Annotated in this window: 12 protein-coding genes and 1 pseudogene; 4 read left to right on the top strand and 9 right to left on the bottom strand. The window is 69.5% G+C overall.

Going from position 1 to position 14,576, the window contains the following annotated elements:
* Positions 1-5: 5 nt before the first annotated feature.
* The 5 genes from CXY81_RS15280 to CXY81_RS15300 all read right to left on the bottom strand — a co-directional run bounded on the left by CXY81_RS15280 (position 6) and on the right by CXY81_RS15300 (position 5,978).
* Positions 6-1,034, bottom strand: coding sequence for a 6-phosphofructokinase (locus tag CXY81_RS15280; protein ID WP_104101064.1), 1,029 nt, complete (start codon positions 1,032-1,034; stop codon positions 6-8).
* 112 nt (positions 1,035-1,146) lie between these two features.
* A complete protein-coding gene (locus CXY81_RS15285) occupies positions 1,147-3,327 on the bottom strand; it encodes a DEAD/DEAH box helicase (RefSeq protein WP_104195340.1) in 2,181 nt (726 codons plus the stop codon).
* A 204-nt stretch (positions 3,328-3,531) separates the two neighbouring features.
* Complete coding sequence (locus CXY81_RS15290) at positions 3,532-3,867, bottom strand: DUF6804 family protein (RefSeq protein WP_104169961.1); 336 nt, start codon at positions 3,865-3,867, stop codon at positions 3,532-3,534.
* The gene (locus tag CXY81_RS15295; protein ID WP_104195341.1) at positions 3,867-5,744 is read right to left on the bottom strand and encodes a DUF2207 domain-containing protein; all 1,878 of its coding nucleotides are present in this window, start codon (positions 5,742-5,744) and stop codon (positions 3,867-3,869) included. Before CXY81_RS15295 ends, CXY81_RS15290 begins: the two co-directional genes overlap by 1 nt.
* A gap of 36 nt (positions 5,745-5,780) precedes the next feature.
* Positions 5,781-5,978, bottom strand: coding sequence for a cation-translocating P-type ATPase (locus CXY81_RS15300; protein ID WP_199180885.1), 198 nt, complete (start codon positions 5,976-5,978; stop codon positions 5,781-5,783).
* Between the two features lie 89 nt (positions 5,979-6,067).
* On the opposite strand from CXY81_RS15300, the gene CXY81_RS15305 reads away from it, so the two are divergent.
* Together CXY81_RS15305 and CXY81_RS16505 are read left to right on the top strand one after the other, a co-directional pair.
* The gene (locus CXY81_RS15305) at positions 6,068-6,346 is read left to right on the top strand and encodes a metal-sensitive transcriptional regulator (protein WP_104101060.1); all 279 of its coding nucleotides are present in this window, start codon (positions 6,068-6,070) and stop codon (positions 6,344-6,346) included.
* A 105-nt stretch (positions 6,347-6,451) separates the two neighbouring features.
* Complete coding sequence (locus CXY81_RS16505) at positions 6,452-6,619, top strand: hypothetical protein (RefSeq protein WP_158252085.1); 168 nt, start codon at positions 6,452-6,454, stop codon at positions 6,617-6,619.
* 656 nt (positions 6,620-7,275) lie between these two features.
* Here CXY81_RS16505 and CXY81_RS15310 read toward each other — a convergent pair.
* A complete protein-coding gene (locus tag CXY81_RS15310; protein ID WP_104195342.1) occupies positions 7,276-8,835 on the bottom strand; it encodes an SDR family oxidoreductase in 1,560 nt (519 codons plus the stop codon).
* Between the two features lie 134 nt (positions 8,836-8,969).
* Between CXY81_RS15310 and CXY81_RS15315 the strand changes: the two genes are divergently transcribed.
* Entirely contained in the window at positions 8,970-9,830 is an 861-nt protein-coding gene (locus CXY81_RS15315) for a TOMM precursor leader peptide-binding protein (RefSeq protein WP_104195343.1), read from the top strand.
* A gap of 352 nt (positions 9,831-10,182) precedes the next feature.
* Here the strand turns inward: CXY81_RS15315 and CXY81_RS15325 are convergent, their stop codons facing one another.
* The 3 genes from CXY81_RS15325 to nudC are packed head-to-tail and all read right to left on the bottom strand — an operon-like array spanning position 10,183 to position 13,623.
* Positions 10,183-10,923 (bottom strand): SGNH/GDSL hydrolase family protein, encoded by a 741-nt coding sequence (locus CXY81_RS15325; RefSeq protein WP_104195344.1) that lies wholly within the window; start codon positions 10,921-10,923, stop codon positions 10,183-10,185.
* A 25-nt stretch (positions 10,924-10,948) separates the two neighbouring features.
* Positions 10,949-12,664, bottom strand: a complete 1,716-nt coding sequence (locus tag CXY81_RS15330) for an ATP-dependent helicase (RefSeq protein WP_104195345.1) — start codon at positions 12,662-12,664, stop codon at positions 10,949-10,951.
* Entirely contained in the window at positions 12,655-13,623 is a 969-nt protein-coding gene (nudC, locus tag CXY81_RS15335; RefSeq protein ID WP_104195346.1) for an NAD(+) diphosphatase, read from the bottom strand. The genes CXY81_RS15330 and nudC overlap by 10 nt, the downstream gene beginning before the upstream one ends.
* Before the next feature lie 90 nt (positions 13,624-13,713).
* Between nudC and CXY81_RS17615 the strand changes: the two are divergent.
* Positions 13,714-14,475: pseudogene (locus CXY81_RS17615) on the top strand (phosphotransferase); the annotation flags it as partial.
* Positions 14,476-14,576: the final 101 nt, after the last annotated feature.

Consider the following 14,576-nt stretch of genomic DNA (forward strand, 5'->3'; position numbering starts at 1 on the left):
CGGGTTTAGCCGAACAGCACCGCGGCCTCGTCGTAGCGCGCCTGCGGCACGGTCTTCAGACCGATGGTCGCTTCCGCGATGCTGACGATTTCCATGTCGGTGCCACGCAGGGAAACCATGGAGCCCCACTGGCCGGCGTAGACGGCGTCGACGGCCGCCATGCCGAGGCGGGTGGCGAGCACCCGGTCATAGGCCGACGGAGCGCCGCCGCGCTGGGTGTGGCCGAGGACGGTGGCGCGGGATTCGATGCCCGTGCGCTCCTCGATCATCGGGGCGATCATCTCGCTGATGCCGCCGAGGCGGGGGCGGTTGAACGCGTCGAGGCCCTTGGTCGAGAGCGCCTCCTCCATGCCGGCGAGCTTGAAGCCCTCGGAGACGACGAGCACGGGTGCGCGGCCGCGGTCGCGCACGTGCATGACCCAGTCGCAGATCTGCTCGATGGTCTGGGGCTGCTCCGGGATCAGGATGGCGTGGGCGCCGCCGGCCATGCCGGAGTGCAGGGCGATCCAGCCCACGTGGCGGCCCATGACCTCGACGATCATGCAGCGGCCGTGGGATTCGGCCGTGGTGCGCAGTCGGTCGATGGCCTCGGTGGCGATCTCGACGGCGGTGTTGAAGCCGAATGAGTAATCGGTGGCTTCGAGGTCGTTGTCGATGGTCTTGGGAACGCCGACGATCTGGAGTCCGGCATCCGTCAGTCGGCGTGCCGCGGTGAGGGTGCCCTCGCCGCCGATGGCGATGATCGCGTCGATTCCTTCCGCGTCCATCGTCTTCTGAATGTTAATGGGACCGCCGTTTTCACCCTCGAACGGGTTCGTGCGGGAGCTGCCGAGGATGGTGCCACCCTGACGGGAGAGACCGCGCACGCTGTGCCGGTCCAGAGTCATAAAGTCGCCCTCGACCAGGCCTTTCCAGCCGTTGCGAATGCCGACGAATTCGGCATCGAGGACGCGGATGCCTTTAAGGACGGAACCGCGAATAACCGCGTTCAGGCCGGGGCAGTCTCCGCCGCTGGTGAGGATACCAATTTTCATTTGTCGTTGCTCCTTGTTGCACAAGTGATCAGATTGGCGCCCACACCGCCGCCACTCAATGATGGACCCCAAACGAGGCCCGGTTCAAATCCACGCCGGTGAGGGGCGCGTTCTACAACTCCCCGTCGAGAGCCAGGGTCAGCAGGTAGATCAGGGCGCTGGCCTGCACGGAATCGGCGGACGAGATCTCGTCGACGGCGCCGTCCAGGGCGCGGGCCGCGAGGCCCTGCTTGCTGCCGATGAGTTCGGCGATGCGCGCGTCAATGGTGTGGGCGGCGATGATCCGCCACGCGGTGACCGGCTCGTCCTGGCCGATGCGGTGCACCCGGTCGATGGCCTGTGTCTGCTCGGCGGCAGTCCAGCTGAGCTCGGCGAGCACGACGTTGGAGGCGGCCTGAAGGTTGACGCCGACTCCGGCGGCAGAGAGGGAACAGACCACCACGGCCACCCCCTGGTCATCGTTGAAGGAGTCGATGGCGGCCTGGCGGGCCAGTGCGCTTTGGTCGCCGCGCAGGGAAACCGTGCGCAGGCCGCGCTTGGCGAAGATGTCTTCGGCGGCATCCATCACGTCGATGTGCTTGGCGAAGAACACGACCTTGCCCACCGAGTGCGCCAGCTGCACGGCGTAGTCCGCCGCGAGGGCGGCCTTGGCCTGACCGATCTTGCGCACCATGGTGAAGACGTTCTCACCGGTCGTCTGCCCCTTCGACTCCTCGAGTTCGGCGTGGGCAACCGCGCGGATGAAGGCGGCCCGCTGCTCGCCGTCGAGGACGGGCGGCGTCTGGCCCGGATGGCGGGCGGCGACGAGGGAGTGGTACCGGGTGACCAGGCGGGCGGCGAGCTCCCGCTCGGCCTGGCGGATGGAGCGGCCGAGGTCGTCGTCCAGCTCGACCGGGATGTCGGCGATGCGCTTGGCCGGCAGGTCGGCGGCGACGTCGACCTTGCGGCGGCGCACGATGCCGAGGTCGATCACCGCGGCACGCGCGGCGCTGTAGAACCCGGAGTCGGCCGGGGTCAGCCCGATCGCTTCGAGCTTCTGCATGAGTCTGGGGGCCGGCTTGTCGCCGTCGAGCCAACCGAGGAACTGCCAGATCGCCCGGAAGTCGTCGACGTCGTTGATCAGCGGGGTTCCGGTCAGAGCCATCAGCAGCGGGTTGCCGCCGGGCGTGCGGCGCCGGATCTGCTCAGCCAGGGCCAGCACGTGCTTGGAGCGCTGCGACTGCAGGTTCTTGATGAAGTGCGCCTCGTCGACGACCATGCCCTTGAAGCCCAGGGTGCCCAGCCAGGTGCGGTGCCGGTCGAGCACGTCGTAGTTGACGATGACCACATCGGCGAAGGCGTCGAGCGTGTCGCCGTCGCCGTGGATGACGGTGGCCCGGCGGTTCGGCGTCCACAGTTCGACCTCGCGCACCCAGTTCATCTTGACGACGTTGGGAACGATGGCCAACAGCGGGTAGGCCCCACTGACGGATGCCGCGAGCAGGCTCTGCGCCGTCTTCCCGAGCCCCGGCTCGTCGGCGAGCAGGTAGCTGCGGTGGCCCAGGCGCGCGCTTTCGACGAACCGGGCCTGGTGGCGCATCAGCTCCATGCCGCGAGGCGAGAGCCGGTCGACGCGGGGTGCCTCGGGCAGGTCCATGCTGGCGGCCTGACCGCCGGAACCATACTCGAAGGATTTGAACAGCGGGCCGATGAGTTCCCAGTTGGCCAGGCGACGGCCGGAGACGACCGGCTGGGCCGTCGCGGCGCTGAAATCGGGCGCGAGGAACGGGTTGGCGAGCTGGCGGGCCTTGACCGACTGAGGGATGACCTGGTTGACCGGAATTTCCGGCTTGGCCTCGGCCTCGCGGGTGATGATCAGTTCGTCGGGGGTGAGTTCGGCACCGGACTCAAGCAGCCAGTCGCGGCGGAACCGCTGCGCGACCGTGGACACGCCGGCATCCGGTTCCAGCAGGGTGATCAGGCTGGTGTCGCGGGCCGCGGTCTTCGCCAGGATCTGGGCGATGCCGTCAAGGCGTTTCAGCAGTTCCGCGCGGTTCGCGTCGGTGAGGTCCTTGTCGCCCTTGACCCGGGCGCGTTCCTCGCGCATGAGCAGCGCGATGACCTGGTACTTGGTGCGGTTGGTCGGGCCCAGCTTGGCGCCGATCTGCGCCTTCGCCTCCACCTCGCGCACCTTGCGGGCGAGGATGGGAATGATGGGGGCGTCATCGTCGCGGGAACGAGGTCGCTGCCGAGCGCGACCTCCGGCGGCAACACGGTTGTTCGAACCGGCGGCCTGGTGGCGGGTGTAAGCCATTCTTCTCCAACTTCACAGCAGCACAGCAGACAAAGGCCGTGCTCGACGTGGTGCGGCATCCGTGGACACCGGTGCGATCGATACGTCGAAGCCTGAATCGAGCAACGTGCCAACCCTATTTGCGCCACCGGCATTTGGGATGCAGCGGCACGGTCAAGACGGTAATCGGGCTTTTTCGACGTGAATTCAGTCTACGCCCGCTGGTCAATCCCGATGCACCGGCACCTTGGTGACGACCCCGACGAGGATGAAGACCAGCGCGGCGATGAACTGGGCGGACACCCAGCCCCGGCCGGACAGGTCGATGACCACGATCGGGTTCCAGAGCACCGCGATCGGAACGAGACCGATCAGCCACAGCCAGGCCTTCGCCTGGATGGCGAAGACGCAGAGGATCATCGCAAGGATGCTGACCGCGTACCGGATGATGATGAAGCTTTCGGAGTCCAGCAGCGCTAGCCCGCCGAGCAGGATGACCGCCCCGAGCAGACCGGGGGCCAGAGCGGAACGTGTGACTGTGGGTTCGACCGGGGTGCCCATCAGACGCCTCCTCCTCCGCCGCCGCCTCCACCGCCGCCGACCGAGCCACCTCCACCCGAACCGGAACTGGAGGAACTCGACGCGCTTCCCGACCAGGAGGCCGAGGTGGAGCTCGTGAACGAGCTCAACCCGGCGGCGAACCAGACCGGGTTGAACGGAGCGGACTCAGCGTACCAGTCCGGCTGCGCGTCACTCCGGGCGTAGTAGTCACCGAGAACCTGGGCCCACTCCTTCTCCTGACCGAACAGCACCGCGAACGGCAGCAGGTGCTCATAGAGTTTCAGCACCTGCCCCGGCTGCCCCGGATCGGGCAGGCCGAGAACGGATGCCGGGTCCGGCCGGTAGGGCGACCTCAGCGCTCCCTCGGGGCTCTGCAGCACTCGCAGCCGGTCGGCCTCGGCTATATCGATGTATAGCTTCACGCCGGCCAGGTAATCGCACAGCTCGGCGCCGGCAGCGGTGAGTGGGCGCACACTCGCGGACACGACGAGGGTCGTGACCGAGGTGGCGATGCCGAGCACCAGTACGAGCACCGGCCAGCCCCCGCCGACCTCCGTGACGAACGCCCCGACGCAGCCGGCCAGAGTCAGAATGCCGGTGAGCACAGCGCCGACGAGCAGCCAACGGCGCAGCCGGCCACCCTTCCTCTCCCGCAGCCCGTCGGCCAGCACCTGCTCGGTGACCGCCTGGAGCTGCTTGGCCAGCCCGGCGCCCAGCTTGGTGTCCTTCGTCTTGAGGTCGCGGCTCGTGCCCGCGTGCAGCCCCGGGAACAGCAGCCGGAGCACCGCCTGCTCGGCCGGGTCGAGGTCTCTGGTGTGCAGCAGCTCGAGCAGGTAGTGCTTTGTGCCCTCCCCCTCCAGGACCCGCACATTGCCACGCACAGCGAAGCTGAGCAACTGGGCGGTCATGGCCTTGGCGCTCGTGCGCATCACGTTTCCCGCCACGAGCAGGTTGACGCCCTGCGGCCGCAGGTACTCGGCGACGACGGTCGGCCGACCCGGTGCGTTCCGCCAGCGGGTGGCCCGGGAGGCGACGGCGAGACCGGCGCCGAGCAGGCCGATCAGGGCCGCTGCGAGGCCGATACCCGGGAACGGGTTCGCCGTGAACGACTGGTCGCGGGGCACGAAGGTGCCGGGCTCGAACCCGACGGACAGAGTGAGCCCCTCGGCCGGGCCGAGTGCCCCGGCGGTGACGTCGATCGTGACGGCCTCGCCCGCGGCATCCGTCGTCAGCGAGGCGCAGGGTTCCGACGAATCGCCGGTGCCCTGATAGCAGGCGGCATCCCCGGTGAGCCGGGGCGCAACCACCGGGTCGACGGTGAGGGTGGCGGACACATCGCCGAACGGCTGGGCCCAGCCGGTGCCGTTGACCTCACGGTAGAACTCCTGGATCGAGGCATCCTCCGGGTCGAGCGTGACGTCGACCTGTTCGCAGGTGATGACATAGGTCTGCGCGCCATGCACGAAGACATCGGTGGCAATCGTCACCGCCAGGAACTGGTCTCCGCCGTCTTCGCTGGTGGTTTCGGTCTCGACGTCGCGCTGCCGCCCGTTCTCGTCGGTGACGCTGACCAGTTCCAGGTCGGTCGGATGTCCGTCGTAGTGGGTGGGGATGGCACGCAGGATGCCCCGGTTCTGGTCGGTCTCCGGAAACCGGGCCACGATCGTCTCGGTGGTGGTGAGGCGCGAGTGCCCGTCGCCGGTGAGCAACAGCCGGAAGTCCGAGTGCCACGAGTCGAAGGTGAAGTCCTCGACGCCCGCCGACACTGCGGACGGCCCCCGCACCGGGCCGGCTACCGCGAGGCCGGGGGCGGACAGGCCGAGCAGCGCGCATGCTCCGTGTGTGGCTGTGAGCAAGAGGATGAGCGCACGACGCATGCCTTCACTCCACGGAGAGCCGAACCGCCGGCGCGGCTACCGGACGGTGTTCGAGCGCAGGCTATTGAGCACCACGAACAGGCTGGAGAACGCCATCGCTGCGGCGGAGATCAACGGGTTGATCAGGTTGAACACGGCCAGCGGCAGCGCCGCCCGGCCGTAGCAGAAGGTGCAGAACAGGGTACCCCTGATCACGCGCAGGGTGCGTCGGGACAGCCGGATGACGTCGGGCATGGTGCCAGGTGGTCGCACACGATGGTGACGTCGCTGGCAGACGACAGAATACCCCTCCGGGGTATTTGGAATCGCGGTACTGTAGACCCATGATTGACGACATCAAACGGCGTGCCCTGCACCGTGCCCGCATCCTCGAGGGTCAGATGCGTGGTTTGGAGAAGATGATCGAGAACGAGGATTACTGCATCGACATCCTCACGCAGTCCCTGTCAATCCAGAAGTCGCTCGGCTCGCTCAACAAGCTCCTGGTGGACAATCACCTGCAAACCCACGTGACCGAGATGTTCGAGGCCGGGGGCGAGGCTCGGGGGACCGCCATCGCGGAGCTGCTCAAGGTCTTCGAACTCAACAACAACCGAGGCTGACGCCGCGGCACCGCCGCGTTGACATCACCGGTGGAATCAATTAGCGTCTCTGAATGCTCCAAATCCGGGCATCGGTCGTTCCCCCGAGACGAATTGGTTTTCCCATTGACTTCAGAATCTGCATCCCTGCCGAACCTTCCCGGCCACACCGAACACCACGACATCACGAATCTGGTCGGCGAATACCGCCAGCGCCAGCTCAATCTCTTCCGTGAGCGCCAGCTGGAACTCGAGCCCGACGAGCAGATCTCTGCGCACCTTCCCACGCACTAGCCACTGCGCACGAGTCACTGCGCAGACTCGCCCCACATCAGATCTGCTGGATCGGCATCGCGTTGCTCGCAAGTCTTCAATAGTGCCTCGCCGTGACCGCACCGGCCCCTGAGTGAGTCCTCATCGCTTCGCGGCGTCGCGCGCACACGATCGGGTCCGACGGCACCGCGTGCACGCGGGTCATCACCGGCGAGGCGGCGAGTGCCCCGGTCAAGGCCCGAGCCGCACGAGTCATGCGGCGCCTCCGGCGATCACCGTTTGGTCTCCGGCAGATGGTGTGGCCAACTCAGGAGATCCGCTCGGGGCATGCCGGGCATCCGCGCTGGTTCCGCACTAGTCTGCGGAGGCTGGCGGACCCAGGCGGCGGATGTCCTGAGTTGGCCACACGCGCGGGCTCAGCCGGGCCTGACCGACGAAAGCGTCCGGGGCGACGGAATCGCCGTCGACTCCGTTCCGGGCTGAGTGGCTGCAGGGCCTCGGACTCGGAAACCCGGGCGGTTGGAACGCGGATTCATACCGCGTCGCGGTCCCGGTCTTCACCGGTCAGGTCAGGGCCCGGTCAGGTCAGGGCCCGGTCAGGGCGCGGTCAGGGCCCGGTCAGGTCAGGGCCCGGTCAGGTCAGGGCCCGGTCAGGTCAACCTCGGTGAACTCACCGCTCAGGCGGCGCGCTCGGCGACCGGCCGGCCCGATCCGGGGGCATTCGGGGCAGTCGTGGCGTTCGCGTTCGTCACGGCCACCTCCACGGCAGCCTCCCCTACGGCGGCCGCCGTGATCCGGTTGGCCATGCCGGTGAAGATGACGCCGTGGAAGGGCAGGATCGCGAACCAGTACAGCCGACCGCCCAGTCCCCGCGGGAAGAAGACGGCGCGCTGACGGTACACGGAGCCGCCGCCCGGCGCCGGAACCGCCGTCATCTCCAGCCACGCCCGGCCGGGAACGCGCATCTCGGCACGGAGACGCAGGAACCGGCCGGTGTCGATGCGTTCGACCCGCCAGAAGTCCAGCACATCGCCCGTATGCAGGTGGTCGGGGTTACGACGGCCGCGGCGCAGGCCGACCCCGCCGACGAGCTTGTCCATCCAGCCGCGGATGGCCCAGGCCAGCGGGAATGAGTACCAGCCGTTGTCACCGCCGATGCTCTCGATCACGCGCCACAGGTCTTCCGGCTTCGCGGCGGTGTGCTTTTCCTTGAGGTCGGTGTAGACGAGGTGCCCGGCCCATTCGGGGTCGCTGGGCAGTGGGTTGCTCGACGCGCCCGCGATCGACGCGTTTCGCCAGCTGGTCTCGACGTCGCCGTCGCGCATGCGGCCGAGGGCCAGGCGCACGGCGGTGCGATACCCGGTGAGGCCCTCTTTCGGCTGGGGAATGTACTGGTCGATGTCGCGCTCGTGCACCACACAGTCGTTCTGCAGACTTGCGATGATCGGCACGGCCAGGCTGCGCGGGATGGGCGTGACCAAATTGACCCACTGCGATGCGAGCCAGGGCGTGAACACGGGCAGGGACGCGATGGGGCGCTGGCGAAGGCCGGCCTCGAGGGCGTACCCGTTCATCATCTGGCCGTAACGCAGCACGTCGGGGCCGCCGATATCGAAGGTGCGGTTGACGTCGGCGGGAAGCTCCGCCGACGCGACGAGGTAGTAGAGCACGTCACGCACGGCGATCGGCTGGATCTTGTTGCGCACCCACTGCGGCGCCGGCATGTACGGCAAAACGTCGGTCAGGTGCCGGATCATCTCGAACGACGTGGAGCCGGACCCGATGACCACCCCGGCCTGGAGGGCTGCTGTCGGCACACCGGACTCCACCAGGATGCGGCCGACCTCTGCCCGGGAGCGCAGGTGCTGGGACAGCTCCTCGGTGTCCGGGTGCAGCCCGCCCAGGTAGACGATGCGGGAGACGCCGGCCGCGGCGGCGGCCGTAGCCACATTCGTGGCCGCGAGGCGTTCCGTGCTCTCGAAGTCGCCGCGGGTGCCCATCGAGTGCACCAGGTAGTAGAGCACATCGACCCCGGCGACGGCGGATCGCACACTGGCCAGGTCCCCGAGGTCGCCCTCGGCGACCTCCACCTGTTCGACCCACGGGACATCCTTCAGCTTCTGGGGTGTGCGCACGAGCACGCGCACGTCGTAGCCGGCTTCCAGCAGCAGGGGAACGAGTCGGCCGCCGATATACCCGGTAGCGCCGGTCACAAGTACACGTCGTTGCGTCGTCATAGTGAAAGCCTAGGGGCGGATGCTGGACTGACGCCGAGGATCGGGCAAACGGCCGCGCCGTGCGGAGCTGTGGCTGTGGGCCAGGGCTGTGGATGACTCGCGCGGGCGCGCGCCCAGTGCGGCATCATCGCTGAATGACACTCCGACTCGATCCCCGGTATCCGGTCGTCTGGCGCTCGCCCGACATCATCCAGGTCGGCGTCGACCGCCCGTTGGTCGTGATCACCGCCCTGAGCCCGGGACTCGAGCGGGTGCTCGCGGCCCTGTTCGTGGGGGTGCCCCGCTCCGGAGCCCTGATGATCGGGCGGGAGGGCGGGGCCTCCGACGAGGCCATCCTGGCGCTGCTCCGCGCCCTGCGGCCGGCTCTTCTGGTCACCGCCGAGAATGTTCCGGGCCCGGCCCGGATGCCCGAACCGGTCGCCGTGGCACCGCCGCCAAGAATCTGCGTCGACGGGTGCGGGCTCACGGCGGACCTGATCCGCACCCTGATCGGCACCCTGGGTCTGACCCTGGCCAAGACCGACGACCCCGGCACCGGGCTGGCCGTGGTCCTGGGTCACTACGCCCTGGAACCGGAGCGGCACGGGCGCTGGCTGCGCCGGGACATCCCGCACCTGCCCGTGGTCTTCAGCGACAGCGAGGTGCGGATCGGACCCCTGGTCGAGCCGGGGGTCGGCCCCTGCCTGTACTGCCTGGAGCTGGCGCACATGGATTCCGACCCGTCGTGGGCCGCCCTGGCCTGCCAGCTGCTCAGCCGCCGGGCACCCACGGAGACCCCGCGGGCCGGCATCGATGTGGCCGCCCTCGTCGCCGGGATCGGCCACGACCGGCTGGTCCTCGGGCGGTCCACCCTCACGGAGACCGCGCTCGTCTTCGACGTGGCGTCCGGCACGCTCAAACGTCGTGGCTACCGGCCGCATGAGTCGTGCGGCTGCCGCACCGTTCCCGGGAACGTGACCGCGCTGCCCGGGGCCGGGCGCCCCGCCCGGGACTGACGGGACAGGTCCAGGTCAGACCCGCTCGCAGACCGGGGCCCAGATCAGGCTCGGGCGAGCCGGATGCCCCGCTCCAGCCCCACGAACAGGGTCAGGTCGAGCAGCGGCCGGGCTTCGGCCCAGCCGCCCTCGCCGTGCAGCAGGTAGTTGCCCTCCACCACCACGAGGCGCCGGCGTTCAGCCGGGCGACCAGCGCCTCCCCCACGGTCGACTTTCCCGATCCCGGGGCGCCGGCCAGGCCGACGAGGGTGCGCGAGCCGGCATCAGTCGCCTGCCGGGTGCGTTCGAGTTCGACCGCCCGGACGACCGCGACAACCTCGTCGAGTGTACGGAGCAGGGCCATCAGGTGCTCTCAGCCGACCGGGCGGTCGAGTCGGAGGCCGGGCGCGGAGTCGAAAACGAACCGGGCCCAGAGGCGGTAGCCGAGCGCGCTCGGGTGGAACTCGTCGCTGGCGAAGAAGCCCTCGACGTAGGGCGGCGGGGTCGGGATCGCGGCGACCCCGTCGAGACCCTCGACGGCCAGGCGGGCGCCGGTGTCGAGGCTCGCGGCGTGCCGCGCGAGGGTGGCGCGCAGGGGTTCGGGCAGCAGCGCGAAGCGGTCGAAGCGCGGCATCAGCGACACGAGCACGGCCGCCTGCGGCGCCGCGGCCCGCAGGGCGAGCACGATTCGGCGCACATCGTTCGTGAAGGCGTTTCGGGAGCGCAGCCCCAGCGCATCGTTCGCGCCGATGGTCAGCAGGGCCAGGTCGAAGGGCACGGCGGCGGCGTCCGTCAGGAAGCGCTCGCGCACGTCCCGGGCCGTGGCGCCGTTCTCACCGATCGCCCGCCAGGTGCTGCCGCGGCCCCAGCGCTCGGCCACCTCGTGGGCGATCCAGCCCGGCAGGGCCTCGCTTTGGGTCTCGGCGCCCACGCCGGCGGCGGTCGAGTCGCCGAGCACGAGGATGCGCAGCGGGTCGGGGCCGGGCCGGGAACCGGTCCACGGGAGGGCGGCGTCGGGCAGCCGGGGCGTGTCGCGGCGCAGCCGGCGTGCCTGCGTCACCAGCAACGGCGCGTAGGGCACCGCAGCCAGGCGGGTGAACGGAAAAGTGGGCACGCCCCGAGGCTACCCCGCGCCGGTCTCAGGAGCCGCGGGCGGCGGGCGCACGCACGCCTCGGGCGCCGATCTCGGACAGGAACCGGGAACGCTCTCTGGGGCCGCGCTGCTGGTGGCCCGCAGCAGACCAGCTCAGGGACAGCCGTTTGCGTGCCCGGGTGATGCCCACGTAGAGCAGCCGGCGTTCCTCGTCGATCTGCTCGAAGGTGCCTGCGTAGCTGATCGGCACGAGTCCCTCGGACAGACCGATCAGGAAGACGGCGTCCCATTCGAGGCCCTTCGCCGAGTGCAGCGTCGCCAGGGTCACCGCGGACACCGTGGGTTCGTGCTGGCCGGCCTGGCGCTCCATCAGCTCGTCGGTGAACTGGCGGAATGTGGTCTCCGGGGCTGCCTGGTCGACGAGGCCCATGATCGCGTTCAGCGACTCCCACCGGTCGCGCACCGCGCCCTGGGCCTCCGGCGCACTCTGGCTCCAGCCGAGGGAGCGCAGCACGTCGCTGACGGATTTGAACAGCGGTTCGCCGATGATCGAGACGGATGCCGCGCGCAGCTGCATCACCGCCTGCTTGACCTCGGCCAGGTCGAAGAAGCGCTTCGACCCCCGGATCTGATAGCTCACCCCGACGTCGCCGAGGGCCGTTTCGAGGAAGGCGGCCTGCACGTTCACCCGGAACAGCACGGCGATGTCCTCCGGGCGGGTGCCGCCCTCGATCAGCTCGACGATGTTCTGGGCGACGCCGCGGGCCTCGGCCATGTCGTTCGGGTACTCGCGCACGCCCGGCTCGGTGCCGATTTCGCTGGCGTGGGCGCGCAGGGTGAGGGCGCCGGTCCGCCCGCGCATGAGCTGGTTGGCGGTGGCGACGATCGACCCCGTCGACCGGTAGTTCTGCTCGAGGCGCACGACGGTGGCGTCCTCCCACCGCTTGGGGAAGTCAAGCAGGTAGTCGCTGCGGGCGCCCGCGAAGGAGTAGATGGTCTGGCTGGCGTCCCCGACGACGCAGAGGTCGCGGCGCTGGCCCAGCCAGAGCGAGAGCAGGTCGTGCTGAAGCGGGGAGACGTCCTGGTATTCGTCGACGACGAAGAAACGGTACTGCTCGCGCACCTGTAGGGCGACGGATGGCTCGGCCTCGATCATCCCGGCCATCGCCAGGAGCACATCCTCGAAGTCGATCTGCTTGCGGTCGTCCTTGAGGCGCTCGTAGGACTCCATCATGGCCAGCACCTGGTCCACGTCGAGCCGGCCGGGCAGGCCGCGCTTGGCGATGCCGGCCCCATACGCCTCAATGCCGATTCCGGAGGTCTTTCGCCACTCGATCTCCGCGGCCAGGTCGCGCAGGGTGGCCGTGTCCAGCTTGAGCTTCAGGGTTTCGGCGGCGTGCCCGAGCAGACGGCCCTTGCCGTCGAGGATGCGGGGCGCCTGGCCGCCGACGACGTGCGGCCAGAAATAGTTCAGCTGCGACAGGGCCGCCGAGTGGAACGTGCGGGCGGCGACGCCCCCGGCGCCGAGTTGGCGCAGCCGGCCGCGCAGCTCCGCGGCGGCGCGCGCCGTGAAGGTGAGGGCCATCACCCGGTTCGGCGAGTACGCGCCGGTCATCACGCCGTAGGCGATGCGGTGGGTGATGGCCCGGGTCTTGCCGGTGCCGGCGCCGGCGAGCATGCACACCGGACCCACGAGCGCCTCGGCCGCCACCCGCTGCTGGTCGTCGAGGCCGGCCAGCAGGGAACCGGCGGTCAGCGCCATCCGTGCACCTTGTCGGGGCCGAATTCGAGGGGTTCACCGAGCCAGTGCTCGATGATCGCCCGGGCGATCGAGGAACGGCCGGGCAGGATGATGACGTCGCCGGAGGCCCGTAGCTCGTCGCGGCTGAACCAGCGCAGGTCGAGGATCTCCTCCCCGTCGGGGAGCAGGGCCGCCGGAGCCTGGCCGTCGGCGAGCCGGGCCGTGAAGCCGAACATGATCGAGGCCGGGAACGGCCACGGCTGGGAGCCGAGGTAGACCGGGTCGGCCACGCGCAGGCCGGATTCCTCGAACATCTCCCGGATGACGGCCGCCTCGAGCGACTCGCCCGGTTCGACGAAACCGGCCAGGAGCGAGTAGCGGTTGCCCTCCCAGAGGGCGTTCGAGCCGAGCAGGATGCGGTCGTCGGCGTCGGTGATCAGCACGATCACGGCCGGGTCGGTGCGAGGGAACACCTGGCCGCCGCAGTCGGGGCAGCGCCTCGTCCAACCGGCGTTCTCGACCAGGGTGGCCGTGCCGCAGCGCGGGCAGTGGGCGTGGGAGTCGTGCCAGTTCACGACGCCGAGCGTCTCGGTGAACAGTCCCGCGTCGCGGTCGGACAGGGTGGTCGCCACAGGGCGCAGGGACACCCAGAGGGACTCGTCGGGTTCGAGCGCCAGGGCCTCCTCGTCGGTCAGCACGGCCGCGACCAGCGGGGTGCCCACGGGCTCCGGCGCATCTTCGGCCAGGGAACGGCCGAGGTAGAGCCGGAACTCGCCGGCGGGAACTCGGTCGGGAGCCAGCAGGCGCAGTCGGGCGGGGGCGGCGGCCTCCATCAGCGCGGAGCCTCGCCACAGCACGAGCAGGCGCGTGCCGGAATCCGTCTGCAGCGTGTTGAGCAAACCGGGGGTGGCGCGCGCCTCGCCGTCACGGTCGACCGCGTGACGGGATAGCGGCAGACGGGAGGTGAACGCAAACGACATGGTGCTCCTCGGTCTCGGACAGACTGCCGAAGTTGTGTCGAGGCGTGGCGAACAACCGCGCCGAGGGGAAGTCGACCTAACCTAGAAGGTATGGTCAGATCCCCTCTCACTCTAGCCGCGCTGGCCACTGCCGCCGTCCCCGGTCTCGACGTCGTCCAGGTGCGTCTGCACGGCTCCGTCGCGCGTTCTCGAGGAGCCAGCGGCGCGTTCGAATCCGCACTGCTGATCGACCGCGACGACCGTGCCCTCATCATCCGGGTCCCCGCCTCGCAGGCTGCCGAAACCGAGCAGTCCGCCGATCTGGTAGCCCTGCGCGCGCTCACCGTCGGCAACCGGAGCCGGCTCCCCTTCGACGTGCCGCAGTTCGTGGGCCAGGCGCCGCTCAGCGGCACCCGGGCCGTCGTCTACGAGTTTTTGGAGGGCGATTCCTTCGACGCGGATGCCCTCACCGGCCACGCGGGCGTGTCCGGTTCGATCGGCCGCGCCATCGCCGCGGTGCACTCACTGCCGACGGCCTTCGTCGGCACCGCCGGGTTGCCTCAGCAGAGCGCTCAGGAATGCCGTACCGGAACCATCGCCTTGATCGACCGGGCGGCCACCACCGGCTACCTGCCCGCCGCGATCCTGCGCCGCTGGGAACAGGCCACCGACGACGACGGGCTCTGGCAGTTCGCGCCCTGCGTGGTGCACGGGTCGTTGTCGGCCGACTCGTTCCTGATCACCGACGACTCCGTCTCCGGGGTTCTCGGCTGGTCCGCCCTGAGCGTGGGCGACCCGGCCCGCGACCTGCACTGGCTGCTTGCCTCCCGCGGGGCGGCCGGCGAGACAGCCGTCGCGTCGTACGCGTCGGCCCGCCAGGGCAACGACCCGAGAATCACGCAGCGCGCGATGCTCTACGCCGAGCTGGAGCTGGCCCGCTGGCTGCTGCACGGCACGGACACGCGCAGCCAGGG

This window comes from Cryobacterium sp. M25, assembly GCF_002929635.1.
GTDB lineage: Bacteria > Actinomycetota > Actinomycetes > Actinomycetales > Microbacteriaceae > Cryobacterium > Cryobacterium sandaracinum.